This is a genomic window from Methylobacterium sp. NPDC097929 (assembly GCF_049543375.1).
Taxonomy (GTDB): domain Bacteria; phylum Pseudomonadota; class Alphaproteobacteria; order Rhizobiales; family Beijerinckiaceae; genus Methylobacterium.
The window spans coordinates 1507997-1531677 of record NZ_JBMVEP010000001.1; the positions used below are offsets into that span (position 1 = coordinate 1507997).

The following is a 23681-nucleotide window of genomic DNA, read 5'->3' on the forward strand; positions in this document are numbered from 1 at the left end:
CTCGGCAGCGCTCCCCGCGAAGCCGGCCCGGAGCCATCGCCGGCCCGAGCCGTTGCCTCCGGCGACCGGCCGGGGCAGCATCGTGCAGCGACAGACCGGGCGACATGTCGGGGAGGCGAGGGGATGGCCGAGGGCGACGACCTGTTTCCGGGCTTCGAGCCGCTCTGGATCGAGGGGCCGGCGGGCCGCTGGTTCGGCCGGGCGGGGGGCCCGGCGGAGGGCCCGCCGCTTCTCCTCCTGCACGGTTTCCCGCAGAGCCACGCGATGTGGCACCGGCTGGCCCCGACGCTGGCCGAAACGCACCGGGTGATCGCCCTCGACCTGAAGGGCTACGGCTGGTCGGCCGCCCCGGATTCCGGGAGCGGCGGGAACGCCTACGCCAAGCGGCAGGTCGGGGCGGAGATCGTTGCGGTGATGGAGCGGCTCGGCCATGTCCGCTTCGCGCTCGCCGGACACGACCGCGGCGCCCGCGTCGGCTACCGCCTGGCGCTCGACGCGCCCGGCCGGGTCGAGCGCCTCGCCATCCTCGACATCGTGCCGACGCAGGTGCAGTGGACGCGCATCGAGGCCAAGCCCGGCGCCAACCCGCACTGGCCCTTCCTGGCCGGCCCGGCCCCGGAGCCGGAGCGCGTGATCGGCCGCGACCCGGACGCCTATTTCGAGGGGTTGCTGCGCGGCTGGAACGCCGCGGGCGACCTCTCTCCCTTCGACCCGCGCGCGCTGACGCTCTACCGCCAGGCCTGGAACGTGCCCGAGCGCATCCACGCCTTCTGCAAGGATTACCGGGCCGGGGGCCCCGACGGGCCCGACCGCGCCGCCGACCGCGAAGACCTCGCCGCGGGGCGCACCCTGGACATGCCGGTGCAGGTGCTCGCGAGCACGCATTACCTCGATCGGGACAAGCCGGAGCCCGCGCTCGCGGTCTGGCGCCGGACCTTCGCACCGCGGGCGGACGGCGTCTCGATCCCCTCCGGCCACTTCATGGCCGAGGAGGCGCCGGAGGCCACGCTTCAGGCGCTGCGGGCGTTTCTGGGGGCGTGACCGGTCAGAACGTCTCCACCCAGGGCCGCAGGGCGATCTCGTCGCTCCAGGCGCTGCGGTCCTGGCGCAGGAGGGCGAGGTAGCTTTGCGCGATGGCGTCCGGGTCGAGGCTGGCGTCGGGGCGCCCCTCCGGGTCGGGCCGGGCGGCGGAGCGGATGGCGCCGTCGATGACGATGTGGGCCACATGGATGCCCTGCGGCTGCAGCTCGCGGGCGAGGCTCTGGGCAAGGCCCCGCAGGGCGAATTTGCCCATGGCGAAGGGGGCCGAGCCCGCAAACCCCTTCACGCTGGCCGAGGCGCCGGTGAACAGGATCGCCCCGTGGCGGTGGGGGAGCATGCGGCGCGCCGCGGCCTGGGCCACGAGGAAGCCGCCATAGGCCGAGACCGCGAGCGAGCGGGCCACCGCCTCGGGGTCGAGATCGACGGTGGCGCCGCGCAACCGGCCGCTGGCATTGTAGATCACGACGTCGGGCGAGCCCCCGAGCGCCGGCTCGAGCCGGGGGAACAGGGCCTCGACCGCGCTCGGATCGGTGGCGTCGCAGGCATGCAGGGCCGCACCCGTCTCCCGGGCGAGGTCGGCGAGCTTGTCGGTGTGGCGCGCGGCGAGCCCGACCCGGAGCCCCTCCGCCGCGAACAGCCGCGCCAGGGCGGCGCTCAGGCCCGGGCCGGCGCCGACGATCAGGGCGCGCTGGTAGGTCGGGACCATGGGGCGGGGCTCCGTCGGAATGTCGGGGGATCAGGTCCGAACGCGCCGGGCGGGGCCGCGGTTCGGCCGGTCGATCGTCGCCTGCGCGGGGATTTCGCCTGCGCGGGGAGGGGAGGCCGGCGGCTCAGCCCCGCCGCTGCGCGAAGAATTCCCGCAGCAGCCCCGCCGCCTCGCGCTCGCGAAAGCCCGAATAGACCTCCGGCGCGTGGTGGCAGGTCGGCTGGTTGAACACGCGGGGGCCATGCTCGACCCCGCCGCCCTTGGGGTCGGAGGCCGCGTAGTACAGCCGCCGGATGCGGGCGAAGGAGATCGCGCCCGCGCACATCGGGCAGGGCTCCAGCGTCACGTAGAGGTCGCAGTCGGTCAGCCGCTCGTCGCCGAGCCGGGCGCAGGCTTCGCGGATCGCCAGGATCTCGGCATGGGCCGTGGGATCGTGCAGGGCGCGAGGCCGGTTGCCGGCCACGCCCAGAACCGCGCGGTCGCGCATCACCACCGCGCCGACCGGCACCTCGCCGAGCGCCGCGGCCTCACGGGCGGCGGCGAAGGCGAGGTCGAACGGGTCGGCCATCAATCGCCCGAAGCCGCCTCCCGGGCGACCTCGCGGCTGCCGATGTCGCTGCGGAAAAAGCCGTCCGGCCAGTCGATCCGCGCGACCGCCGCGTAGGCGCGCTCCTGCGCCTCCCGCACGCTCGCCCCCAGGGCGGTGACGGCGAGCACCCGGCCGCCATCGGCGAGCAGGCGCGCGCCCTCCCGGCGGGTGCCGGCGTGGAAGACGACGACCGTATCGTCCCCGGCGCTCTCGGTGCCGCGGATCTCGCTGCCGCGGGTGACCGGGCCGGGATAGCCCTGCGCCGCCATCACCACGGCGAGCGCCGCGCGGGCATCATCGAAGCCGATGGCGACGCCGGAGAGGTCGCCCCGGGCCGCCGCCAGCAGCGCCGGCACGAGGTCGCCGGTCAGGCGCGGCATCAGCACCTGCGCCTCGGGATCGCCGAAGCGGGTGTTGTACTCGATGAGCTTCGGCCCCTCCGCCGTCAGCATCAGCCCGGCATAGAGGATGCCGGCGAACGGCGTGCCGCGGGCCGCCATGCCCTTCAGCGTCGGCGCGATGATGCGGGTCATCACCTCTGCCGCGATCTCCGGCGTGACGATGGAGGCGGGCGAGTAGGCGCCCATGCCGCCCGTGTTGGGTCCGCGGTCGCCGTCATGGACGCGCTTGTGGTCCTGCGCCGTGCCGATCGGGATCGCCCGGGTGCCGTCGCAGAGCGCGAAGAAGCTCGCCTCCTCGCCGAACAGGCATTCCTCGATGACGAGGGCGCCGCCCTCGCTCCCGTCGAGGATCGCCCGCACCGCGGCCTCGGCCTCGGGCAGGCTCTCGGCCACCGTCACGCCCTTGCCGGCGGCGAGCCCGTCGGCCTTGACCACGATCGGCGCAGCCCGCTCGCGCAGATAGGCCAGCGCCGGCTCGAGCGCCGTGAAGCGGGCGAAGGCAGCGGTGGGGATGTCGTGCTCGGCACACAGATCCTTGGTGAAGCCCTTCGATCCTTCGAGCTGCGCCGCGGCCCGCGTCGGGCCGAAGGCCGGGATGCCGGCTGCCGTGAGATCGTCGACGAGGCCCGCCACCAGCGGCGCCTCCGGCCCCACCACCACGAGGCCGATGGTCTCCGCCCGGCAGAAGGCGACGACGGCCGCGTGGTCGGAGACCGGCAGCTCCGGCCGGTTCTCGCCGTGCTGCGCCGTGCCGGGATTGCCCGGCGCGATGAAGAGCCTGCCGCAGAGCGGCGACTTCGCGATGGCCCAGGCCAGCGCGTGCTCGCGCCCGCCGGAGCCGATGAGCAGGATGGAAAGGGGCTCGGTCATGACGCGACCCCTTCCCAAAAAACGCCGGCCGGGAAAAGGGTGTTTCGCATCGGCCGGCCCGCTTCGGCCGGAATCGGACCGGGAGAAGCGCCAGCATGAGCCCGCAGACGCCATCGGACAAGCCGCCGGAGAAGCGGCGCCGCCTCGGCCTGGAGGGCGCCAACACCCTGGTACAGACGCTGGCGATCCTCGGGGCAGGGGCCTGGGGCGTCTACACCTTCGTCTACGAGGCGCGGATCAAGCCGGGGCTCGCCCCACCCTCGGTCTCGGTGAAGACCGACCTCGCCCGGGTCGGCGAGCGGGGCGACCGGGTGGCGATCCGCTCGACGGTGACGCGCACCAATGTCGGCCAGGCGGGGGTGCGCGTGCTCGGGCTCACCTACACCGCGATCGGCATCCGCACCCGCTTCGCCGAGCCCGGCGCGGACGAGGCGGCGCGGGCCGCAGAGGGGGAGGCGGCCTTCCGCGCCGCGCTCACCGGCACGGCGAGCCTCGATGTCGCCCGCGACTACACCCGGGAGAGCGGCGGGACGCCGATCCTGCGCCAGGGCCTGCTGTTCTCCGGGGCGACGCCGCTTCCGAGCGAGCCCTCCGACCTCAATCCGGGCGAATCCGTCTCCCGCGACGTGATCGTCTACGCCGACCGCAAGGCCTACGATGCCGTGCGCTTCGAGGTGCGGCTCGCCTACGCCAAGGAGGACGATCCGCCGGTGCGCCTGCGCTTCGAGGCGGGGGCGGACGGGGTGCTCGCCGCCGTCCCGGCCGAGCCCTGCCCCGCGCCGAAATGCCCGATGCGGACGACCGATTTCGCCACCGAATTCTCGCTGTGGTGAGAGAATCGTCTCCGCCCGCGCGGCGGCGTGCGTGAAATTGCGTTTCTTGCCGGCTCCGGGGCGGAACGGTTGGCCGGGCTCGCCTGTTGTCGTCTGCCATGCCGATCTGTCGCCACTCGATCGCCTTCTCCCCTCGCCCGCAGCGCGAGCAAACGGGCGTACGACTGTCGAATTACGTGGTCCGCCGCCGCCCCGGCCCGCGGCCGGCCAACGACAACCGCCGCTCCCGCCTCATCCCCGTCTGGCCCTGGGCCGTCGCGGCAGCCGCACCAGCGGTGATGGCGGCGCTGATCCTCACGCGTCTGATCTGATCGCCGGCGTTCTCGCGCCGCCCGTCATCGCCGGCCGTATCCGGCGCCCTTCTGCGCGCGGTTGCCGTAAGGGTTCGCCCCTGCGCCGGCCGGGGCTCTCGGCATCGGCGCCACACTCCCGGCCTCTTCCCCAGCCGATGCCCGCGGTGCCCTTTACCCGCTCCGGGCCTTTCCCGTAGCGTCCGGCCCCATGCCGCTCGTGCCCCCGCCGCGCCCGTCCGCCGTGCCGCCGCCTCCGCCGCTGGGGGAGCCGGCGCCCTCGGCGCTGCTCCAGGCCAACGCGCCCGAATGGTCGGTCGGCGATCTGGCAGCCGCCCTCAAGCGCACCCTGGAAGACGCCTTCGGGCATGTGCGCCTGCGCGGCGAGATCTCGGGCTATCGCGGGCCGCACGGCTCGGGCCACGCCTATTTCTCGCTCAAGGACGGCTCGGCCAAGATCGATGCCGTGGTCTGGAAGGGCGTGCTCGGGCGCCTGCGCCAGCGGCCCAAGGAGGGGCTGGAGGTCGTCGCCACCGGCAAGATCACGACGTTTGCCGGGAAATCCTCCTACCAGATCGTGATCGACTCGATGGAGCCCGCCGGCATCGGCGCCTGGATGGCGCTGCTGGAGGAGCGCAAGCGCCAGCTCGCGGCCGAGGGGCTGTTCGCGGCGGAGCGCAAACGGCCGATCCCGTTCCTGCCGCGGGTGATCGGCGTCGTCACCTCGCCGACCGGCGCGGTGATCCGCGACATCCTCCACCGGCTGGAGGACCGTTTTCCCCGCCCCGTGCTGGTCTGGCCGGTGCGGGTGCAGGGGGAGGGGGCGGCGGACGAGATCGCCGCCGCGATCCGGGGCTTCAACGCGCTCACCCCCGGCGGCCCGATCCCGCGGCCGGACGTGCTGATCGTCGCCCGCGGCGGCGGCTCGATCGAGGATCTCTGGGCCTTCAACGAGGAGGCAGTGGTGCGCGCCGCCGCCGAGTCCGAGATCCCGCTGATCTCGGCGGTCGGCCACGAGACCGATACCACGCTGATCGACTTCGCCTCCGACCGCCGCGCCCCCACGCCCACGGGTGCGGCCGAGATGGCGGTGCCGGTGCGGGCCGAACTCGCCGCCCAGGTCCACGATCTGGGCGCCCGGCAGGCGGGCACGATGCTGCGGCGGATCGAGCGCGAGCGCTCGGATTTCCGCGCGCTGGTGCGGGCGATCCCCGGCGCCGACGCCTTCCTCGCCGCCAAGCGCCAGCGCCTCGACCTCGCCGACGCGCGCCTGCGCCCGGCGCTCGCTGCCAATGCCCGCGATTCCCGCGAGCGCCTGAGCCGGATCGCCGACCGGCTCACCCGGCGCTCGCCGGCCATCGCCCTGGCCGAGGCGCGCGCGCGCCTCGCCGCGATCGACCACCGCCCGCGCACCGCCATGGCCCGCGCGGTCGAGCGCCGCCGCGACCGGCTCGGGGCGCTCACCGGGTTGCTCGGGGCGCTGAGCTACAAGGCCGTGCTCGCCCGCGGCTACGCCCTCGTGCGCGACGCCGACGGCCAGCCGGTGCGCTCGGCCGCCGCCGCCGCCCAATCCGCCCGGCTCCAGTTGCAGTTCTCCGACGGCGCGGTCTTCGCGCGCCCCGAGGACGCGCCGGCCGCCGCCCTGGCCGACGCCCCGCCCTCGCCGCCGCGCCCGAAGCGCGCCCCCCGCCGGGCCGCACCCGAGGCCGCACCGAAGCCCAAGGAGACGGCGCCCAAGAAGAAGACGGCGCCCGAGCCCGCCGCGCGCCAGGGTTCGTTGTTCTGATCGGGCCAAGCCCGGTCGGTGAAGTCCGGTCGGTGGAGCCTGGTCGGCCCCGCCCCCGCATCACCCCCTCCCTGCGCCAGGGCGGCTTGACCGGCCCCGTTACCTCTGCGACCGAGCGGCACGGCTCGTGCCTGTGGGGGCGACAGGCCGGCCCTTTCATCCGCAGGAGAGGCGCGTGACCACGACGATCGATTCGGACCAGAAGCTCCACCTCGTGTTCGGCGGCGAGCTGGAGGACGTGTCCGGCGTGCGCTTCCGGGACATCAAGGATCTCGACGTCGTCGGCATCTTCCCCGACTACGCCTCGGCCCAGACCGCGTGGCGCTCCAAGGCGCAGGCCACCGTCGACAGCGCCCAGACCCGCTACTTCATCGTCCATCTCCACCGCCTGCTCGAACCGTGAGCCATCCGCGGCAGGGCTCGTCCGATGAAACCATTGTGACGGCCTTCCCCCGCTGGTATGAGCCGCGCGGCCGGATGCGTGTGCGGTCTCGGACGTGATGTTTCGCGTGCGTCCCGCGAGTGACTGAGAAAAGAGCCGAGAGACGCCCGGCATGACGTCGTCCATCAAGATCATCGCTGGCAATGCCAGCCGCCCGCTCGCGGAATCGATTGCCGCCTACCTCGAACTGCCGCTCGCGAGTTGCATGGTCCGGCGCTTCGCCGACATGGAAATCTTCGTCGAGCTGCAGGAAAACGTGCGCGGCGAGGACGTCTTCATCGTCCAGTCGACCTCGTTCCCGGCCAACGATCACCTGATGGAGCTGCTGATCATGATCGACGCGGCGCGTCGGTCGTCGGCGCGGCGCATCACGGCGGTGATTCCCTATTTCGGCTACGCCCGGCAGGACCGGCGCACCTCGGGCCGGACGCCGATCTCGGCCAAGCTCGTCTGCAACCTCATCACCGAGGCCGGCGCGGACCGGGTGCTGACGCTGGACCTGCATGCCGGGCAGATCCAGGGCTTCTTCGACATCCCCACCGACAACCTCTTCGCCGCGCCCGTGATGGTGCGCGACATCAAGGAGCGCTTGGCGCCGGGCGAGCGCATGGTGGTCTCGCCGGACGTGGGCGGCGTGGTGCGCGCCCGGGCGCTCGCCAAGCGCATCGACGCGTCGCTGGCCATCGTCGACAAGCGCCGCGAGCGGGCAGGCGAGTCGGAAGTGATGAACATCATCGGCGACGTCGAGGGTCAGTCCTGCATCCTCGTGGACGACATCGTCGATTCCGGTGGCACCCTGGTGAACGCGGCCGAAGCCCTGCTCAACGCGGGCGCCAAAGAAGTCTCCGCCTACATCACCCACGGGGTGCTCTCGGGCGGCGCGGTCTCGCGCATCGCCGCCTCGCGGATGAAGGAGCTGGTCATCACCGACTCCATCCTCCCGACCCAAGCCGTGAAGCTCGCCCGCAACATCCGCGTGATCTCGATCGCGCCGCTGCTCGGCGAGGCGATCGGGCGCACGGCGACGGAATCGAGCGTGTCGAGCCTGTTCACCTGAACCGGTCGCAGGTTTCCGAAGAGATCATCCCTTCGGCGGGGCCTCGGGGTGGAACCCAGGCATCCCTCCAGGGCTCCGCCCTGGACCCGCGAAAGGACTCGTCCTTTCGAAACCTCTGACGCGCTGCGTCAGCGGATTTCCGCGATCTCGAACTCGTGCTCGTTCACCGTCACGGTGTCGCCGACGCTCTTGCCGGTGAGCGCCCGGGCGAGCGGCGCCACGTAGGAGATCGATCCGGCATGCGGGTCGGCCTCGTCCTCGCCGACGATGCGGAAGGTCTGGCGCGTGTCGTCCTCGCGCAGCACCGTCACGGTCGAGCCGAAATGCACCGTGTCGCCCGCGACCGCTTCCACGAGCTGGGCCGAGTTCTTCCGCGCGCTCCAGTAGCGCAGGTCGCGCGACAGGCGGGTGTGGTCGGCCTTGTCCTCGGGCGAGACCCCAGCCAGCTCGCGCTCCAGCCGCGCCACCTCGGCCTCGATCTGCGCGAGCCCCTCCGGCGTCACGAAGTTGGGCTGGGACGAGATGGGGCGGTCGGGAAGGTCTTCGAAGGCCTCACCACCCTCGGGTTCGCGGACGAATGCTCTGCTCATGAGAGCCGGAATGCTCAAGCCCGCGTCCCGGTTCCCGGAAGCGCCCCACCGGGCTCAGGTGACCGCGACGACCGTGCGGCCCCGCACCCGGCCCTCGAGCAGCCGCTCGGCGAGGCCGCCCGCCTCGGACAGCGGAACCGTCGCGGTCATCCGCTTCAGGAGATCGCGGTCGAGGTCGCGGGCGAGCCGGGCCCAGGCCTCGCGGCGCGGGGCCTGCGGGGTCGTCACGCTGTTGATGCCGAGCAGCGCGACGCCGCGCAGGATGAAGGGTGCGACCGAACCCGGCAGGTCCATGCCCCCGGCATTGCCGCAGGCGGCGATGGCGCCGCCGCCCTTCGTCATCGCGAGGGCGTTGGCGAGCACCTTGCCGCCGACCGCGTCGATGCCGGCGGCCCAGCGCTCCTTGGCCAACGGCCGCGGCTCGCCCGAGAGCGCCTCGCGCTCCAGGATCTCGGCGGCGCCGAGGCTCTTGAGGTAATCGGCCTCGTCACCGCGACCGGTCGCAGCGATCACGTGCCAGCCGGCGCGCTTGAGGAGCGCCACCGCCACCGAACCGACGCCGCCCGAGGCACCCGTCACCAGGGCCGGGCCGGCCTCTGGCGTCAGGCCGTGCCGCTCCAGGGCGAGCACCGAGAGCATGGCCGTGTAGCCCGCAGTGCCGATCGCCATGGCCTCGGCGGGGCTCAGGCCCTCGGGCAGGGGTACCAGCCAGTCGCCGCGCACGCGGGCGCGCTCGGCCAGCCCGCCGAGATGCGTTTCGCCGACGCCCCAGCCGGTGAGCACGACGGCGTCGCCGGGGCGATACCCGGGATGATCCGAGGCTTCGACGGTGCCGGCAAAATCGATGCCGGGGATCATGGGGAAGCGGCGCACCACCGGCATGCGGCCGGTCATGGCGAGCCCGTCCTTGTAGTTCAGCCCCGAATGGCTGACCCGCACCGTGACGTCGCCGTCCATCAGGTCGGCCTCGTCGAAGTCGCGCAGGGACAGCGTCTGACCGGATTCGGCCTTCTCGATCACCCAGGCCTTGAACGCCGCCATGAGCCGCTCCTCCCGTCTTGAGACCGGGAGGGAGCTACGGCGGCGCGGCCCCGATTCAAGGCCGCACCGGCCGCCGGGCGGCCAAGAGGCTCAGTATCCGTCGTAGATGCTGCCGCGCGAGAAGCCGAGGCCCACCGCCACATCCGCCGAGGACGCGCCGGCAATACCGAAGGCGTCGGGAATGGAACCGATGCCGAGGGGGCCGTACCCGGCGCCGGAGGCGTAGGCGGGCGCGGCGGCCGGCACCCAGGCGGTGCGGGCAGGCTGCACCAGCACCCGGCGCTGCGTCGTGGCATAGACCGGCGGCAGGGTGTGCGGGATCGTCTCCGGCGGGCGCACCAGCACGCGCCGGGTCTGCACGGCGTAGCGGGGCGGCGTGGTCACCCAGCAGCCGACGAGCTGCCCGTAGGCATCGACGCGGGTCTCCCAGCGCCGGCCGCCCGGGGCGACCAGCACCTGCTCGGACACCGTGTCGTAGACCGGCGGCGTCGTGCGGTAGACCGTGCGCGGCGGCTGCACCAGCACGCGCTCGGAGACGGTGTCGAACACCGGCGGCGTGGTGACGCGGCGGTAGCATTCGGCGCTCACGCAGCTGCCGCCCGCCAGCGCGGGTGCGGCGAGGGCCGGGAGCGCCGTCGCGGCGGCGAGCGATAGGAGCAGGAAACGCGGGCGCAGGGCGGGGGCGGCCATCGGAAAACCTCGGAACTCGACGCGGCTTCGAAACACGATCTCGGAGCGCCGCCCGATCGACACGGGACGCAAACGACGCACCTTTCGACGTGCAGATAGCCGCGAAGGTTGCTCTCCCGACAAGCTCGATTGTCGAAGACAGTAAAATTAACCAATGACTAAGACTACGCAGAACTGAACACGGTCGCTCGATTGTCGAGGCCCGAACCGGACAGCGGGCGGGCCGCCTGTGGCCGGAAAGGCCCTGCCCGCGGGATGCGGGCGCGCGGGCGGGACGGCACGCTTGTCAGCCCAACGGCCAAGGGCTAGAGCGCTTCCAAATCGGGCGGTGGCGGCGCCCGGCTGGCACGACACCGCCGCGCGAGGGGATCGCATCCGCACCTCGGTATCCCTCACGAGAACTCCCGCCGCCCGTTCGGGCCGGCGCGGGGCGCCCCCGGTCCATCGGAGGCTTCGTGAGGCGCCCTAAGGCGGGTGGCGGGCCGGCCAGAGGCGCGCCCGATCCCGTCACGGCAAGCGGATCTTAAGGACCGAACGGCCCATGACCTACGTCGTCACCGACAACTGCATCAAGTGCAAGTACATGGACTGCGTCGAGGTGTGTCCCGTGGATTGCTTCTACGAGGGCGAGAACATGCTCGTCATCCATCCCGACGAGTGCATCGATTGCGGCGTATGCGAGCCGGAATGCCCTGCCGAGGCGATCAAGCCCGACACCGAGGGCAACCTCGAGAGCTGGCTGAAGCTCAACGCGGATTACGCCAAATCCTGGCCCAACATCACCCAGAAGAAGGACGCCCCCGGCGACGCCAAGGAGTGGGACGGGGTGAGCGGCAAGCTGGAGGCGCATTTCTCGCCCAATCCCGGCTCCGGCGACTGATCGCCTCGTCGCGCGGCATCGCCAGGAGAGCCGCAGGAACGCACTGGGGCGCGCCGCCCGTCCCCCTTGCAACCGCCCCCCTGAAACCGGCGGCCGGGGCTGTGCGGAGCCGTGCAAAACCGACGATCCTCCCATGCGGGGAAGCGCTTGCGCGCCGGCAATCCTTTGATTTGCCGGCCCGTTTGTGTTACATGAGGGTCTGCCGTCGCTCACGCCCGATGCGCTCCCTCCTCCCGCCCGCAAGGCGGGTTCCATTTTCCTGGAAACGAGGTTGGCTGCGATCGACCGCCGGAAGCATTTTGCTCCCGGCGCGTTCCTTCGTGTGGTGGGAGCAACGCAAGAGCCCGGGAACCGGCCGGCGTCTCGCGACGCGCCGCCGAACAGGGGCATGCGCCGGGTGTCCCGCCCCGGAAGTGACGAGCGCGGGCGTTCGACCCGCGTGGATGACAGTGGAGGCTCATTCCGCATGACCACAGCCAAGAAGACGACGGCAGGCCGCCAAGGCTTCAAGACCGGCGAGGCGGTCGTGTATCCGGCGCACGGCGTCGGGCGGATCACCGCGATCGAGGAGCAGGAGATCGCGGGCTACAAGCTCGAGCTGTTCGTCGTCTCGTTCGAGAAGGACAAGATGGTCCTGCGCGTGCCCACCGCGAAGGCCAACAGCGTCGGCATGCGCAAGCTCGCCGAGCCCGAACTCGTCAAGAAGGCGCTCGACGTGCTGACCGGCCGCGCCCGCGTCAAACGGACGATGTGGTCGCGCCGCGCCCAGGAATACGAGGCCAAGATCAATTCCGGCGACCTGATCTCGGTCACCGAGGTGGTGCGCGACCTGTTCCGCTCCGAGGCCCAGCCCGAGCAGTCCTACAGCGAGCGCCAGCTCTACGAGGCCGCCCTCGACCGCGTCGTGCGCGAGATTTCCTCGGTGAACAAGATCACCGAGACCGAGGCGCTCAAGCTGATCGAGCAGAGCCTCGCCAAGTCGCCGCGCCGCGCCAAGGGCGAAGCGGAAGCCGAGGCGGATGCCGAGGGCGACGACGACGTGCAGGAGGAGGCCGCCTGAGGCGGGAACCACCCGCGTCTCCGCCGCGAGACGCGCGATCGCTGATAAAGGGCCCGGCGCCATACCGGGCCCTTTTTTCATGCGCTGTGGATGACCTCTTGATCCTTTCGTCCCCGGCGCCACACGCCCGCAGGGAACCAGCGTCGCACGGATGTGTTGTGCCTCTGCCACGGATGGCTTGACCCAGGGTCCGGCCCGGCGCGCTGCCGGCCAGCGAGACCCATGCGGTTGGATCCGACAACGCTCGAACCAAGAACGCTCGAACGAGAGAGGCGGGGATGGCAGAGATCGCGGGGATGCGGCGTCAGTTCATTCGGACAGCGATGGAGGCGCCCTTCCTTGCAAGGGACGAAGAGCGGGGACTGGCGGTGGCCTGGAAGGAGGAGCGCAACGAGCGCGCCCTCCACCGGTTGATCTCCGCGCATATGCGCCTCGTGATCGCGCTCGCCGGCCGCTTCCGGCATTACGGCCTGCCGATGGCCGACCTCGTGCAGGAGGGGCATGTCGGCCTGATGGAGGCCGCCGCCCGCTTCGAGCCGGAGCGCGACGTGCGCTTCTCCACCTACGCCACGTGGTGGATCCGCGCCTCGATCCAGGACTACATCCTGCGCAATTGGTCGATCGTGCGCGGCGGGACGAGTTCGGCCCAGAAGGCCCTGTTCTTCAATCTGCGCCGCCTGCGCGCCCGCCTCATGCAATCGACCGAGGAGCAGGTCGGCTCCGAGATCCACGGCCGGATCGCCACCGCCATCGGCGTGTCTCGCGAGGACGTGGCCCTGATGGATGCGCGCCTGTCCGGCCCCGACATGTCGCTGAACGCGCCCGTGGGCGAGGAGAGCGAGGCGTCCTCGGAGCGGATGGACTTCCTGGTCGACGATGCGGCCCTGCCCGACGAGACGGTCTCCGCCCTCGTCGACGGCGAGCGGCGTCTCGTCTGGCTGCGCCAGGCGCTCACCGTCCTGTCGGAGCGCGAGCTGCGCATCCTGCGCGAGCGGCGGCTGGCGGAGGATCAGGCGACCCTGGAGGCGCTGGGTCACCGCCTCGGCATCTCGAAGGAGCGCGTTCGCCAGATCGAGAACCGGGCCCTGGAGAAGCTGCGTCGAGCCCTGGCGGAGAAGTTCCCGCAGGCGCCGAGCAGTGTTTACGCCTGAGGCCTGCCTCGTCGGCCGAGTCCCGCATCCTGAGGCATGGAGCGAAGAGGAGCCTCGGAACGGCGCTTCAGCCGGCCGTGTGCTTCCTGGGGCCATCCTGCGAACGGGATGAAGGCCAGATCTCGAGACGCGGAAGGAAGCGCGCCCGGGAAGGTCGAAAGACCCGTCCCGCGCCTTGGACGCGCTCCAATGCCTCAGACGATGGCAGACAGACGACGGGGCGGGTCCGCAGGGCCCGCCCGTTCTTTTTCAGGAAGAGAGGACGTCCTGCCCGACGCGGCGCGGCGTGCCTCCGCCCGACCGCGGGTTGCCCGAGGCGGCGGCGAGCACCGTGGCGAGCCGCTTCGTCGCGAAATCGATGAAGCTGCGGGCCTTGGCGGGCAGCAGGCGCGAGGTCGTGACGAAGTAGACCGGCGTCGAGGGCAGGCTCCAATCCGGCAGGACGCGCTGCAGGCGGCCCGTGGAGACATCGCTGTCGACGCTGATGACGTTGGCCCGGGTGAGGCCCTGTCCGGCCACGGCGAAGCGCCGGGCGAGGCTCAGCGAGTTGCAAGAGAGGGGGCCCGCCACGGTGATGGCGACGGTCTCGCTGCCGCGGGTGAGCGCCCAGTTGGCGGAGGTGCCCTGGGCCGGCACGATGACCTGGTGCGCCTCGAGGTCGAGCGGCGCCGCTGGCGCGCCGCGCTCGGCGAGATAGGCCGGCGCACCGAAGATGCCGTTCTCGACCTCGGCCACCTTGCGCACGATCAGCGAGGTCTCGCGCGGCTCCTCGATGGCCACGGCGAGATCGTAGTTGTCGCCCACGAGATCGACCGGAGCGGGCTTCAGATCGACGTGGACGTGGATGTGTTCGTGGAGGGCGGAGAACTCCGTGATCACGCCCGAGAGGTGGCGCAGCACCCAAAAGTCCGGCGGTGCGGCGATCTTGAGGAACCCGCTCGGCCCCTTGGCCACCGCCATCATGTCGTCGAACGTCCGCTGGGCCTCGTCCACGAGCAGCGACACCTGGGCGAGATAGGCCTCGCCGTAGGAGGTCAGCGCCAGCTTGCGGGTCGTGCGATCGAGAAGCCGAAGGCCGACCGTGGACTCGAACATCGTAATTCGGCGCGACAGGGAAGAGATCGGCATGCCGAGGGCAGCTGCCGCTTGGCTGAAGCTCTTGCGCCGAGCGACTTCGACGAAAAGCGCCATGTCGCGCAGCAGTTGAGGATGCGGCATTTTCATCCGGTCCGCCCAGTCGTTACGTGATTGCACGTGTACCTCTCGACGAGAGGCGACGCACAACCCTACGAGCCCTCTAGCACATCTGCCTATAACCGTAGCGGGCGCTCTGGGCTCCGACCGGAAAAATCGTTTCGGCCGATGGAATAAACGTCCCGCACCGAACGTGGCCTTTTGCACGGGGAGAGGCGCCGCATCTCCGACCCGGCCGTCCTTCGGAGAGGCAGCCCAACCGGCCGCTGCCCGAAGGGACAATGGTCGCCCGTGATGCCTCAAGCCCCTTCGGACCCCGCGGAACGGAGAGGTGTGCGGCGAGAGCAAATTTTTTTAAAATCTCTATTTCTCAGCTGCTTAGGCAGAATTCCGGCGCTTCTCGAGGGGTTGGAGCGCCCCTCGCAGCAAAAGAAGCGCCGTTGGACCCGCCGACCCGCTTGCGACTGCCAAGAGTGCCGGCTATAAGCCCGCTCGCTGGCCCTTCGGGGGCGGCATCGGAGTGTAGCGCAGTCTGGTAGCGCACCACGTTCGGGACGTGGGGGTCGCAGGTTCAAATCCTGCCACTCCGACCAAGCAAGAAGAGAAACGCCTCCCGAGGGCGTCGAGACGAAAAAAAGGGCGCCCGTAGCTCAGCTGGATAGAGCACCAGACTACGAATCTGGGGGTCAGAGGTTCGAATCCTTTCGGGCGCGCCACTTATTTAGTGTTTTTAGCAGGGGGGGTTGGCTGTTTGGCTGGCCCCTTTTTCATTGCTTTATGCTTCCTAGAAAATCTGCCCAGGAAGCAGATAGGAAGCAAATCGCTGGCACAGGCTTCCCGAGGTGCTAAACCGCGGCGAGTACTGCGCCGGACCAGCGGTATGCGGGCAGGTAGCGCTCCATCCTGAGATTGAACTAACCTCGTCCTGTCTCAATGCAGCGACCCGCACGGGAGGCGTGGTTTGGGCGAACATGGTCTGTTGGAGGACATCCAAGTGGCGCCCGGCTCATTTCTGAAGGCGCGATCGAAAACTTGGTTTGTGGACGGGAACAACATCATCGGTCGAACGCCGGTGCTAAATCTTGTCTCCGTTGAGGATGATTCGCAGGGCGAAGCAATTCGGCTCACTTTACTCCCCGAGGTTGGAGTGGAGGTTGTGGACCCGCAGGACTGGACTCCGCTGCTCCACACCGCGTTCGAGGGCCCCGAGCGGCTCGGCGCTTATCTGCGTGCCACGGAATGGCGAACCGCATCGGCAGCGGATCGCAAACTGTTTCAGGCACCCTTTCGGGCCGGCATCCGTCTCGACGCCTACCAGCTCCTGCCGCTCGCCAAGGCGCTCGCACTCCCGCGCGTCAACCTGCTGATCGCGGACGATGTCGGCCTCGGAAAGACGGTTGAGGCCGGCCTCATCGTGCGGGAGATGCTGCTGCGCCGACGCGTCGAGGTCGTCGTCGTCGCGGCGCCGGCCTCCATGCTACTGCAGTGGCAGGACGAGCTGGCCCAGAAGTTCGGCCTCGACTTCACGATCGTCGATCGCGACCACCTCCTAGAGACTCGGCGAACCCGCGGCTTTTCGGCCAATCCGTGGAGCATCGGCTCGCGCTTCATCGTGTCCCACAGCGTGCTGTCGGACGATGTCTACATGACGGGCCTGCGCGACCTCCTCGGCGACTTCCGGGGGCGGTCCATGTTCATCCTCGACGAAGCCCACCACGCCGCGCCCTCGGCCGGCGCCGCCTGGGCGACCGAGAGCCAGATGACGCGCGCCGTGCGCGACATCGCGGGCCGCTTCGAGCACCGCCTCTTTCTGTCGGCCACGCCCCACAACGGGCACTCCAACTCCTTTGCGACCCTTCTGGAGATCCTCGACCCGCAGCGCTTCCATCGCGGCATCGACGTCGAGCCGGGCGATCTTGAGCCGGTAATGGTGCGCCGCCTCAAAGAGGACCTGCGCCGCCTCGGCCAGCCCTTCCCCGTGCGTGTCGTCGAGCCGATCCGGATCGAGGGCCTGCCCGCCGATGCGCCGGAGCTGCGACTCGCCGCCATGCTCGACGAGTACCGCGGCGCCTCGGCCGGCGGCAGTCGAGCCCGCTTCCTCTTCGCCAACCTCCAACAACGCTTGTTCTCCTCGATCGCCGCCTTCGATCGCACGCTGACGACGCATCGCAAGACGTTGCTCCGCAGGCGGGACGCGGACGCCAACGGTACCGAGTCCGAATTGCTCGACGACGAGTCGATCGACGCCGCGACCGAGAGCGCGCGAACCGAACTCGGCGACATCGACGGTGCCATCGCGCATGTCGATCGCATGCTGGCCGTCAGCGGCAAGGCGCGCGACCTGCCCGACGCCCGTGTCGCGGCGCTGCTCGATTGGATCGAGGCCGAGATGCTGGAACCGGGCGCCCGGGCTTGGCAGGAGCGCCGACTGATCCTGTTCACCGAATGGGACGACACGCGCCGTTGGCTGGTCGAGCGCCTGAAGGAGGGACTGCTTGCGCGGAGCCGAGGCAAGATCGACCTCGACGGGCGCATCCTGGTCTTCACCGGCCAGACGAGCCTGGAGGAGCGCGACCGGATCAAGATCGCCTTCAACGCCCCCTTCGACCGCGAGCCCGTGCGCATCCTTGTCTGCACCGATGCGGCGCGCGAGGGGCTGAACCTCCAGGCGCGCTGCCGCGACCTCGTCCACGTCGACTTGCCCTGGAATCCGTCGCGCCTGGAGCAGCGCAACGGGCGCATCGACCGCAAGCTGCAGCCCGCGAAGCGCGTCAGCTGCCGCTACTTCGTCTACGCCCAGCGCGAGGAGGATCGCGTCCTCGAAGCCCTGGTCCGCAAGACCGAGACGATCCGGCGCGAACTCGGCGCCTCGGGCGAGGTGCTGCGGCAGAACCTCGAACGGAAGCTGACGCGCGACGGCATCCGCCGGGGCGAGGCCGCAACGCTGGCCTCCGCCATCGCGGGGGAGACGTCGCGCGGCGTCACGCTGGCCGAGCGCGAACTCGGCGACGAGGCGGACCGGCGCGTCGCCCGGCTGAAGACCGAGGAGGAGCGGCTGCAGCGTTTGCTCGATCAGGCCAAGCGCCGCGTCGGCGTCGCTGGTGAGGATATCCGGCGCGTGGTCGAGATCGCCCTGAAGGACGACGGTGCCGCGCTCCAGCCTGGCGGCTTCAGCGTGCCGGAGGCCCTCCTGCTCGACCCCGCGAGCCCGGCCTTCACGCGGGACGGAAGCTGGGCGCCGCTGTTCGACGAGCTGCGCCCCGGCCGCCCCGGCAAGCCTTGGGAGCGGGCGAAGTGGCGCAGGGAAACGCCCGTGCGCGGCCTCGTCTTCGCGCCGCCGCGCATCGCCGACGGCGCGCCCGAGCCGCAGGACGTGGTGCAGCTCCACTTGGAGCACCGGCTGGTCAAGCGGCTGATCTCGCGCTTCGCCTCGCAGGGGTTCCGGGCCACGGTCGGCCGCGTCACCGCGGTGATCGGCGCCGCGGCCGAGCCGCGCGTCGTGCTGGCCGGGCGCCTGTCGCTGTTCGGCCCCGGGGCGCGGAGGCTGCACGAGGAGATCGTGCTGGTGACGGCCCGCTGGCGCGACACGCGGCGCGCGGAGGCGCCGCTCACCCCCTTCGCCGAGGTGGGCGAGCAGGCCACCGTGCGCCAACTCGACGACGCCCTGCGCGAAGGCGCCTCGCCGGGCTCGGGCGTGATCGAACGGCTCTCCGCCTGGACCGAGCGCGACATCGCCGATCTGCGCCCGCATCTCGAAGCCCGGGCCGCCGCCGCCGAGGTCGAGGCCGTGGCGGAACTCGCGGAGAACGGCGCGCGCGAGGCCGAGGCGCTGGCCGCCCTCCTGCGTCGGCAGATCGGCAAGGTGCGCGAGGCGATGCGCGAGAAGGTGGCGCCGCCGCAATTCGCCTTCGACTTCCGTTCGGACGAGCAGCGCCAGCAATCCGAGAAGGAGCTGCGCCAGTTCGAGGCGGACCGCCGCTCCTGGGACGGCAAGCTGCTGCGCCTCCAGGCCGACCTCGACAGCGAACCCGGCGCGGTGCGGGACGGCTACGCCGTGCGGGCGCGCCAGCTCGAACCGCTCGGCCTCGTCTATCTCTGGCCGACGACCAACTGAGGGGCGCCAAGGTAGCCCGCACCGGCCCGCACCGGCGCGCACGGCCCTGCGCCCGGTCTCCATTCCGACGAGCCGCGCCACGCGGACCGGCTCCAGCGAGAAGTCCATGACCTATCACGCCCGCCCGGACGAGACCGCGGAATGGCTGAACTACCTTCAGCCGGAGGGGCTCGTCGTCGGGCCGAACGTGCTGCGCGAGGCCGGGCGACCGCCCGAACGCCAGACGCCCCGCGACACCGAAGTCGCCGCCGCAGCGCTCGGCCTCGACCCTGAAGCACCGCGCGACGACGACCGGCGCTTCGTCCTGGCCGATCCCTGGCGCTTCCTCAACGAGGTGCTGCGCTGGCCGGCGGCCTCCGTCGCCGGCGCGCCGGGCGGCCCCGCGCTCGCCCGCACGGTGCCCGAGCAGGACACGCTGATCGCCCCCGACCTGGCCCTGCTCTGGGCGGATACCCCTGAGACGGACGTGCCCGCGCAGGCGCTGGTGCTGCTCCATCCGACGCTCGATGCCGACGCGCGCAACGCCTTCGGCGAGGAGTGGGAGGCGAGCCCGCACCAGCGGCTGGAGCGACTGCTGCGCGAGACGGGCATCGGCGTCGGCGTGCTGGTCGCCCGCAACGTGCTGCGGCTGGTCTACGCCCCCAAGGGCGAGACGGCCGGCTGGCTGTCCTGGCCGCTGGCGGCGCTCGGCCGCGTCGAGGGGCGGCCCATGCTGGCGGGGCTCAAGCTCCTGCTCGGGCGCCAAGCCTTCTTCACCGGCGCGCCGGCGACGCGGCTGCGTGCCCTGCTCAGGGCCTCGCGCGAGGCGCAGAACGCCGTCTCGGAAAAACTGTCCGGCCAGGTGCTCGGCGCCCTGCACGAGCTGATGCGCGGCCTGCACCGCGCGGCGCCGGACACCGTCGAGGCGATGGCCGAGGCCGAGCCGCACCACCTCTACGAGGGGCTGCTGACCTGCCTGATGCGCCTCGTCTTCCTGCTCTACGCCGAGGACCGCGACCTCCTGCCGTCCACGGCCGATCCCGGCATGCGCCAGCTCTGGGAGAGCGGCTACTCGATCAAGACCCTCTATGCGCGCCTGCTCGTCGACGAGGCCCTGAACCCCGACACGATGGATCAGCGCCGCGGCGCCTGGGGGCAGCTCCTCGCCACGTGCCGTCTCATCCATGACGGGCACGACGACTTCGTCGCGCGGCGCGGCGGCAAGCTGTTCGATCCCGACGCCTTCCCCTTCCTGGAAGGCCGCACGAAGGGCAGCCCCCGCAAGGCCGGGACGGTGCTGCCCGTGGGGGACGGCACCGTTCTGCGCATCCTGCACGGGCTGATGACGATCGAGGGGCGGGCTCTCGGCGGCGAGCGGGTGCGCGAGCGCCTGTCCTACCGCGCGCTCGACGTCGAGAGCATCGGCTCGGTCTACGAGACCGTGATGGGCTTCACCGCCCGGCGCGCCACCGAGGCCATGCTGGCCCTGCGCGACGACAAGCGGCTGCCGACCTTCGTGGGCCTCGACGCTCTCCTGACGCTCAAGCCAGCCGACCGGCAGAAGTCGCTCAAGGAGCAATCCGTCTCGCTGAGCCCGAGGCAGGCCAAGGCCGTGAAGGAGGCCGGCTCCGTCGCCGACCTCGTCGCGGCCTTCGGCACGCTGGTCGATGAGCGCGCCTCGCCCGAACGCGAGCCGATCCCGGCGGGCGCGCCCTACCTGCAGCCGACGGAGGAGCGCCGCCGCTCCGGCTCGCACTACACGCCGCGCTCGCTCACCGAGCCGATCGTGCGCCACGCGCTGGAGCCGGCCTTCGAGCGCATCGGGAAAAACGCCTCGCCCGAGGCGGTGCTGTCCCTCAAGGTGTGCGACCCGGCCTGCGGCTCGGGCGCCTTCCTGGTCGAGGCCTGCCGCCAGCTCGGCACCCGGCTGGAACAGGCCTGGGACATGTTCGCCGCCGAGAAGCCGGCGATCCCCGCCGACGAGGACGAGGCCACCCACGCCCGCCGCCTCGTGGCGCAGCGCTGCCTCTACGGCGTCGATCGCAACCCCATGGCGGTGGATCTCGCCCGCCTGTCGCTGTGGCTCGCCACGCTGGCGCGCGAGCACGAGTTCTCCTTCCTCGACCACGCTCTCAAGAGCGGCGACAGCCTCGTCGGGCTGACGCTCGCCGAGATCAAGGCAGCGCACTGGGACGCGTCGAAGCCCGGCCTGCCGCTGTTCCGCGAGGCGATCGCCAAGGCGGTGGCGCGCGCCACCGAGGGGCGCGAAGCGATCCGCACCGCCGGCAACGACGTATTGACGATCGTGCAGGCCTCGCGCCATCGCCGCGTCGAGGACGAGGTGCAGCTCGCCCGCGACGTGGGCGACGCCGTGGTGGCGGCGTTCTTCTCCGCCGACAAGCCGAAGGCGCGCGAGACGGCGCGGCAGACGGTCGAGAGCTGGATCGGGGGGCAGCTCTCGGTGGACGGCGAGCGGATGGCCGCCGAAGCGCGGCGGTTCCGGGCCACGCAGGGGTGGCGGCCGTTTCATTGGGAGATCGAGTTTCCGGAGGTGTTCTTGCGAGAAAACGCTGGTTTCGACGCAATCGTCGGCAACCCGCCCTTTGCAGGTAAGAGCACAATCAGCGAGGGCTCAGGGTCTCGCTACCTACCGTGGCTGCAAATTCTGCACAAGGGCGCGCACGGAAATGCCGATCTCGTAGCTCATTTTTTCCGTCGCGCCTTTAACTTGCTTCGACAAGCCAGTGCTTTCGGGCTGATCGCCACAAATACGATTGGCCAGGGAGACACAAGACAGACAGGACTAGCAACGATCATAGGACAGGGCGGCAGCATCGCTCGGGCAACCAAGCGGTATCAGTGGCCGAACGAGGGTGCGGCCGTAATAGTCTCAATTGTGCATGTTCACAAAGCCAACAAAGTACGCTCAGCGATACTAAACGGGCAACAGGTTCCGCGTATCTCAGCTTACCTTGTCGGAGGAGATTTTGACGAGAATCCAAATCGCCTGTTGGAGAATTTAAATAAAGCTTTCAATGGGACAAAAATCTACGGCCAGGGCTTTCTTTTTGCAGACAATGACGATGAAACAACACCAGTCTTCGAGATGCGCCGCCTAATTGATGCGCATCCAGTTTATAAAAATTATATCAGGCCATACTTAGGTGGCGATGACATGAATAATTCGCCCGATTGCAGCCCTTCGCGATTTGTTATTGATATTTCATCTTTATCGCTATGCGAAGCAGAATCTCTTCCTGATCTGATCGAGATTGTTAGAAATAAAGTATTACCAGAGCGCCTCAAAACAAAGGATAACGCGGACGGCAGGATTCTCAAGCGCGATTGGTGGAAATTTTTTCGACCAAAAAATGAACTCTACAAGGCGGTTGCACTTGCAAATGGGGCGATTGTTACGCCAGAGACTTCACCACATCTGAATTTTGCCCAACTTCAGGTTGGTATAACTTTTTCGCACGCTCTAAAAATAATAGCGATGAACGGGAAGTCACCATTCGCCACTCTTCAATCCCGCACTCACGAAACGTGGGCGCGCTTTTTTGCCTCTACACTAGAAGATCGTCTCCGCTACACCCCCTCCGACTGCTTCGAAACCTTTCCGTTCCCGCCCGGCTACGAGACCGATCAGACGCTCGAAGCCGCTGGCCAGACCTACCACGACCACCGCGCCGCACTGATGGTCGCGGCCGACGAAGGCATGACCAAAACCTACAACCGCTTCCACAAGTCAGACGAGCACGCCCCAGCCATCGTCCGCCTGCGCGAACTCCACGACGCGATGGACCGCGCCGTGCTGCGAGCCTACGGCTGGGACGATCTCGCCAACACGCTGCGCCCCGAGTTCCTCACCCCCGAGACGGAGGACGACCACACCTACCAGGGGCGCTATTTCTGGCCCGCGGAGGGGCGCGACCTCGTCCTGTCGCGCCTCCTGGCGCTCAACGCCGAGCGCCATGCCGAGGAGGTCGCGGCCGGCCTGGTTCCCGTGAAGGGGCGTGCGCGCCCGTCCGAGTCCGAGCCCGGCGAGAACCCGGGGTTGTTCGACGATGCCTAAAGCCGAGACGGTGCGGCGCGGCCAGGCCGGCAAGATCGAACTGAGGCTGGTCCACAGCGAAGGCCGCTATCACGGGATGGCGGACGGCAAGCCCATCGTGATCGGCGCGGACGCCGACGACGTGTGGCGGCGGCTGCACAACGAGGTCGGCCGCGCCGATTCCCGCTATTTCGGGTTCGACGGCGCGCGCAACCGCTTCCTGCACTGGTTCGAGGGTGGGTTTCGATCCGAGCGCTTCCTCGCCGAGGAGCGCGACTACAAGGTGAGGGCGAAGGCTAAGCTGGACGCCTCGGCTCCCGTCGAGGCGGCGGCGACCGGGTCCGGTTTCAGAGAAGCCGCTCTGTCCGCGTTCCGAGCCACGAACCTCCTCTCCCCGTTCGAGAAGACCCGTCTGACGGCCATGCTGCGGAGCCCTGAAGCCGATGCCTTCGTGCGCGGCGCCGCGCACTTCGCGCTGGGTGAGGTGCGCAACGGTCTGGCCCACATGCAGGCGGCGTCGAAGCCGCACGACAGCGCGAAGTGGACGGTGGCGACCTACCTGCCGTTCCTGTGGCGGCCCGAGAGCCACATGTTCCTGAAGCCGGAGGTCACCAAGGATTTTGCAGTTCGCGTCGGCCATTGCTTCGCCCGGGACTATCAGGCCGGCCTTCACCCGTCGGTCTACGACAGCCTCCTCGATCTGACGGAGGAGACGTGCCGCGAACTTTCGTCGCTCGAGCCGCGAGACCGGATCGACGTGCAGAGCTTCATCTGGGTGATCGGCGACTACGCCGAGGGCCGGGAGACGCCGGCTCCGTGAACGCGTGCCGAAGCGCGCGCCCCCACGCCGGGATCCTGATTTGCCCGGCTCGGTCGCCGTCCGGGTCGTGCGCGACATCGCCTCGATCGAGGA

19 protein-coding genes and 2 tRNA genes are annotated in these 23681 nt (G+C 70.1%); 14 read left to right on the forward strand and 7 right to left on the reverse strand.

Annotated elements, in window-relative coordinates; all coding sequences use genetic code 11:
* Positions 1–123: 123 nt before the first annotated feature.
* The gene (locus ACPCJR_RS07125; RefSeq protein ID WP_391511385.1) at positions 124–1041 is read left to right on the forward strand and encodes an alpha/beta fold hydrolase; all 918 of its coding nucleotides are present in this window, start codon (positions 124–126) and stop codon (positions 1039–1041) included.
* A 4-nt stretch (positions 1042–1045) separates the two neighbouring features.
* Here ACPCJR_RS07125 and ACPCJR_RS07130 read toward each other — a convergent pair whose 3' ends face one another.
* The 3 genes from ACPCJR_RS07130 to purD all read right to left on the reverse strand — a co-directional run bounded on the left by ACPCJR_RS07130 (position 1046) and on the right by purD (position 3607).
* Positions 1046–1747 carry an SDR family NAD(P)-dependent oxidoreductase gene (locus tag ACPCJR_RS07130; RefSeq protein ID WP_391511384.1) on the reverse strand — a complete coding sequence of 234 codons (702 nt, stop codon included), beginning with the start codon at positions 1745–1747 and terminating at the stop codon, positions 1046–1048.
* Between the two features lie 124 nt (positions 1748–1871).
* Positions 1872–2315 (reverse strand): nucleoside deaminase, encoded by a 444-nt coding sequence (locus ACPCJR_RS07135; protein WP_391511383.1) that lies wholly within the window; start codon positions 2313–2315, stop codon positions 1872–1874.
* Complete coding sequence (purD, locus tag ACPCJR_RS07140; protein ID WP_391511382.1) at positions 2315–3607, reverse strand: phosphoribosylamine--glycine ligase; 1293 nt, start codon at positions 3605–3607, stop codon at positions 2315–2317. The genes ACPCJR_RS07135 and purD overlap by 1 nt, the downstream gene beginning before the upstream one ends.
* Before the next feature lie 95 nt (positions 3608–3702).
* On the opposite strand from purD, the gene ACPCJR_RS07145 reads away from it, so the two are divergent.
* From ACPCJR_RS07145 to ACPCJR_RS07165, 5 genes are all read left to right on the forward strand, one after another.
* Positions 3703–4440, forward strand: a complete 738-nt coding sequence (locus tag ACPCJR_RS07145; RefSeq protein ID WP_391511381.1) for a hypothetical protein — start codon at positions 3703–3705, stop codon at positions 4438–4440.
* Between the two features lie 176 nt (positions 4441–4616).
* Positions 4617–4751, forward strand: coding sequence for a hypothetical protein (locus ACPCJR_RS07150; protein ID WP_391511380.1), 135 nt, complete (start codon positions 4617–4619; stop codon positions 4749–4751).
* A 190-nt stretch (positions 4752–4941) separates the two neighbouring features.
* Positions 4942–6516: an exodeoxyribonuclease VII large subunit gene (xseA, locus tag ACPCJR_RS07155; protein WP_391511379.1), complete on the forward strand. Its 1575-nt coding sequence runs from the start codon at positions 4942–4944 to the stop codon at positions 6514–6516.
* Positions 6517–6691: 175 nt separating this feature from the next.
* The gene (locus tag ACPCJR_RS07160; RefSeq protein WP_391511378.1) at positions 6692–6919 is read left to right on the forward strand and encodes a DUF4170 domain-containing protein; all 228 of its coding nucleotides are present in this window, start codon (positions 6692–6694) and stop codon (positions 6917–6919) included.
* Between the two features lie 151 nt (positions 6920–7070).
* The gene (locus ACPCJR_RS07165; protein WP_110352219.1) at positions 7071–8015 is read left to right on the forward strand and encodes a ribose-phosphate pyrophosphokinase; all 945 of its coding nucleotides are present in this window, start codon (positions 7071–7073) and stop codon (positions 8013–8015) included.
* A 128-nt stretch (positions 8016–8143) separates the two neighbouring features.
* Here ACPCJR_RS07165 and greA read toward each other — a convergent pair whose 3' ends face one another.
* The 3 genes from greA to ACPCJR_RS07180 form a co-directional block, all read right to left on the reverse strand.
* Positions 8144–8605 (reverse strand): transcription elongation factor GreA, encoded by a 462-nt coding sequence (gene greA, locus ACPCJR_RS07170; protein WP_391516796.1) that lies wholly within the window; start codon positions 8603–8605, stop codon positions 8144–8146.
* 54 nt (positions 8606–8659) lie between these two features.
* Complete coding sequence (locus ACPCJR_RS07175) at positions 8660–9646, reverse strand: MDR family oxidoreductase (protein WP_391511376.1); 987 nt, start codon at positions 9644–9646, stop codon at positions 8660–8662.
* 90 nt (positions 9647–9736) lie between these two features.
* Positions 9737–10336, reverse strand: coding sequence for a hypothetical protein (locus tag ACPCJR_RS07180; RefSeq protein WP_391511375.1), 600 nt, complete (start codon positions 10334–10336; stop codon positions 9737–9739).
* Positions 10337–10877: 541 nt separating this feature from the next.
* Here ACPCJR_RS07180 and fdxA point away from each other — a divergent pair.
* From fdxA to ACPCJR_RS07195, 3 genes are all read left to right on the forward strand, one after another.
* Positions 10878–11216, forward strand: coding sequence for a ferredoxin FdxA (gene fdxA / locus ACPCJR_RS07185; RefSeq protein WP_110352223.1), 339 nt, complete (start codon positions 10878–10880; stop codon positions 11214–11216).
* A 466-nt stretch (positions 11217–11682) separates the two neighbouring features.
* On the forward strand, positions 11683–12276 hold the full coding sequence (locus tag ACPCJR_RS07190; RefSeq protein ID WP_110352224.1) for a CarD family transcriptional regulator: 594 nt from the start codon (positions 11683–11685) through the stop codon (positions 12274–12276).
* A 278-nt stretch (positions 12277–12554) separates the two neighbouring features.
* A complete protein-coding gene (locus ACPCJR_RS07195) occupies positions 12555–13427 on the forward strand; it encodes an RNA polymerase factor sigma-32 (protein ID WP_110352225.1) in 873 nt (290 codons plus the stop codon).
* Positions 13428–13676: 249 nt separating this feature from the next.
* Here the strand turns inward: ACPCJR_RS07195 and ACPCJR_RS07200 are convergent, their stop codons facing one another.
* A complete protein-coding gene (locus tag ACPCJR_RS07200) occupies positions 13677–14651 on the reverse strand; it encodes a LysR family transcriptional regulator (protein WP_391516800.1) in 975 nt (324 codons plus the stop codon).
* Positions 14652–15137: 486 nt separating this feature from the next.
* Between ACPCJR_RS07200 and ACPCJR_RS07205 the strand changes: the two genes are divergently transcribed.
* The 5 genes from ACPCJR_RS07205 (at position 15138) to ACPCJR_RS07225 (ending at position 23588) form a co-directional block, all read left to right on the forward strand.
* A tRNA-Pro gene (locus ACPCJR_RS07205) sits at positions 15138–15214 on the forward strand.
* Between the two features lie 46 nt (positions 15215–15260).
* A tRNA-Arg gene (locus ACPCJR_RS07210) sits at positions 15261–15337 on the forward strand.
* 278 nt (positions 15338–15615) lie between these two features.
* The gene (gene drmD / locus ACPCJR_RS07215; RefSeq protein ID WP_391511374.1) at positions 15616–18735 is read left to right on the forward strand and encodes a DISARM system SNF2-like helicase DrmD; all 3120 of its coding nucleotides are present in this window, start codon (positions 15616–15618) and stop codon (positions 18733–18735) included.
* Between the two features lie 106 nt (positions 18736–18841).
* On the forward strand, positions 18842–22789 hold the full coding sequence (locus ACPCJR_RS07220) for a DNA methyltransferase (RefSeq protein WP_391511373.1): 3948 nt from the start codon (positions 18842–18844) through the stop codon (positions 22787–22789).
* Entirely contained in the window at positions 22782–23588 is an 807-nt protein-coding gene (locus ACPCJR_RS07225; protein WP_391511372.1) for a hypothetical protein, read from the forward strand. The genes ACPCJR_RS07220 and ACPCJR_RS07225 overlap by 8 nt, the downstream gene beginning before the upstream one ends.
* Positions 23589–23681: the final 93 nt, after the last annotated feature.

Excerpts from the sequence above, each read along its gene's own strand:
- ACPCJR_RS07135 (WP_391511383.1), bottom strand. The coding sequence starts at position 2,315 with ATGGCCGACCCGTTCGACCTCGCCTTCGCCGCCGCCCGTGAGGCCGCG.
- fdxA (WP_110352223.1), top strand. The coding sequence starts at position 10,878 with ATGACCTACGTCGTCACCGACAACTGCATCAAGTGCAAGTACATGGAC.
- ACPCJR_RS07165 (WP_110352219.1), top strand. The coding sequence starts at position 7,071 with ATGACGTCGTCCATCAAGATCATCGCTGGCAATGCCAGCCGCCCGCTC.
- ACPCJR_RS07220 (WP_391511373.1), top strand. The coding sequence starts at position 18,842 with ATGACCTATCACGCCCGCCCGGACGAGACCGCGGAATGGCTGAACTAC.
- ACPCJR_RS07130 (WP_391511384.1), bottom strand. The coding sequence starts at position 1,747 with ATGGTCCCGACCTACCAGCGCGCCCTGATCGTCGGCGCCGGCCCGGGC.
- ACPCJR_RS07200 (WP_391516800.1), bottom strand. The coding sequence starts at position 14,651 with ATGAAAATGCCGCATCCTCAACTGCTGCGCGACATGGCGCTTTTCGTC.
- greA (WP_391516796.1), bottom strand. The coding sequence starts at position 8,605 with ATGAGCAGAGCATTCGTCCGCGAACCCGAGGGTGGTGAGGCCTTCGAA.
- ACPCJR_RS07195 (WP_110352225.1), top strand. The coding sequence starts at position 12,555 with ATGGCAGAGATCGCGGGGATGCGGCGTCAGTTCATTCGGACAGCGATG.
- ACPCJR_RS07190 (WP_110352224.1), top strand. The coding sequence starts at position 11,683 with ATGACCACAGCCAAGAAGACGACGGCAGGCCGCCAAGGCTTCAAGACC.
- ACPCJR_RS07175 (WP_391511376.1), bottom strand. The coding sequence starts at position 9,646 with ATGGCGGCGTTCAAGGCCTGGGTGATCGAGAAGGCCGAATCCGGTCAG.
- ACPCJR_RS07145 (WP_391511381.1), top strand. The coding sequence starts at position 3,703 with ATGAGCCCGCAGACGCCATCGGACAAGCCGCCGGAGAAGCGGCGCCGC.
- ACPCJR_RS07125 (WP_391511385.1), top strand. The coding sequence starts at position 124 with ATGGCCGAGGGCGACGACCTGTTTCCGGGCTTCGAGCCGCTCTGGATC.
- ACPCJR_RS07180 (WP_391511375.1), bottom strand. The coding sequence starts at position 10,336 with ATGGCCGCCCCCGCCCTGCGCCCGCGTTTCCTGCTCCTATCGCTCGCC.
- ACPCJR_RS07225 (WP_391511372.1), top strand. The coding sequence starts at position 22,782 with ATGCCTAAAGCCGAGACGGTGCGGCGCGGCCAGGCCGGCAAGATCGAA.
- xseA (WP_391511379.1), top strand. The coding sequence starts at position 4,942 with ATGCCGCTCGTGCCCCCGCCGCGCCCGTCCGCCGTGCCGCCGCCTCCG.
- purD (WP_391511382.1), bottom strand. The coding sequence starts at position 3,607 with ATGACCGAGCCCCTTTCCATCCTGCTCATCGGCTCCGGCGGGCGCGAG.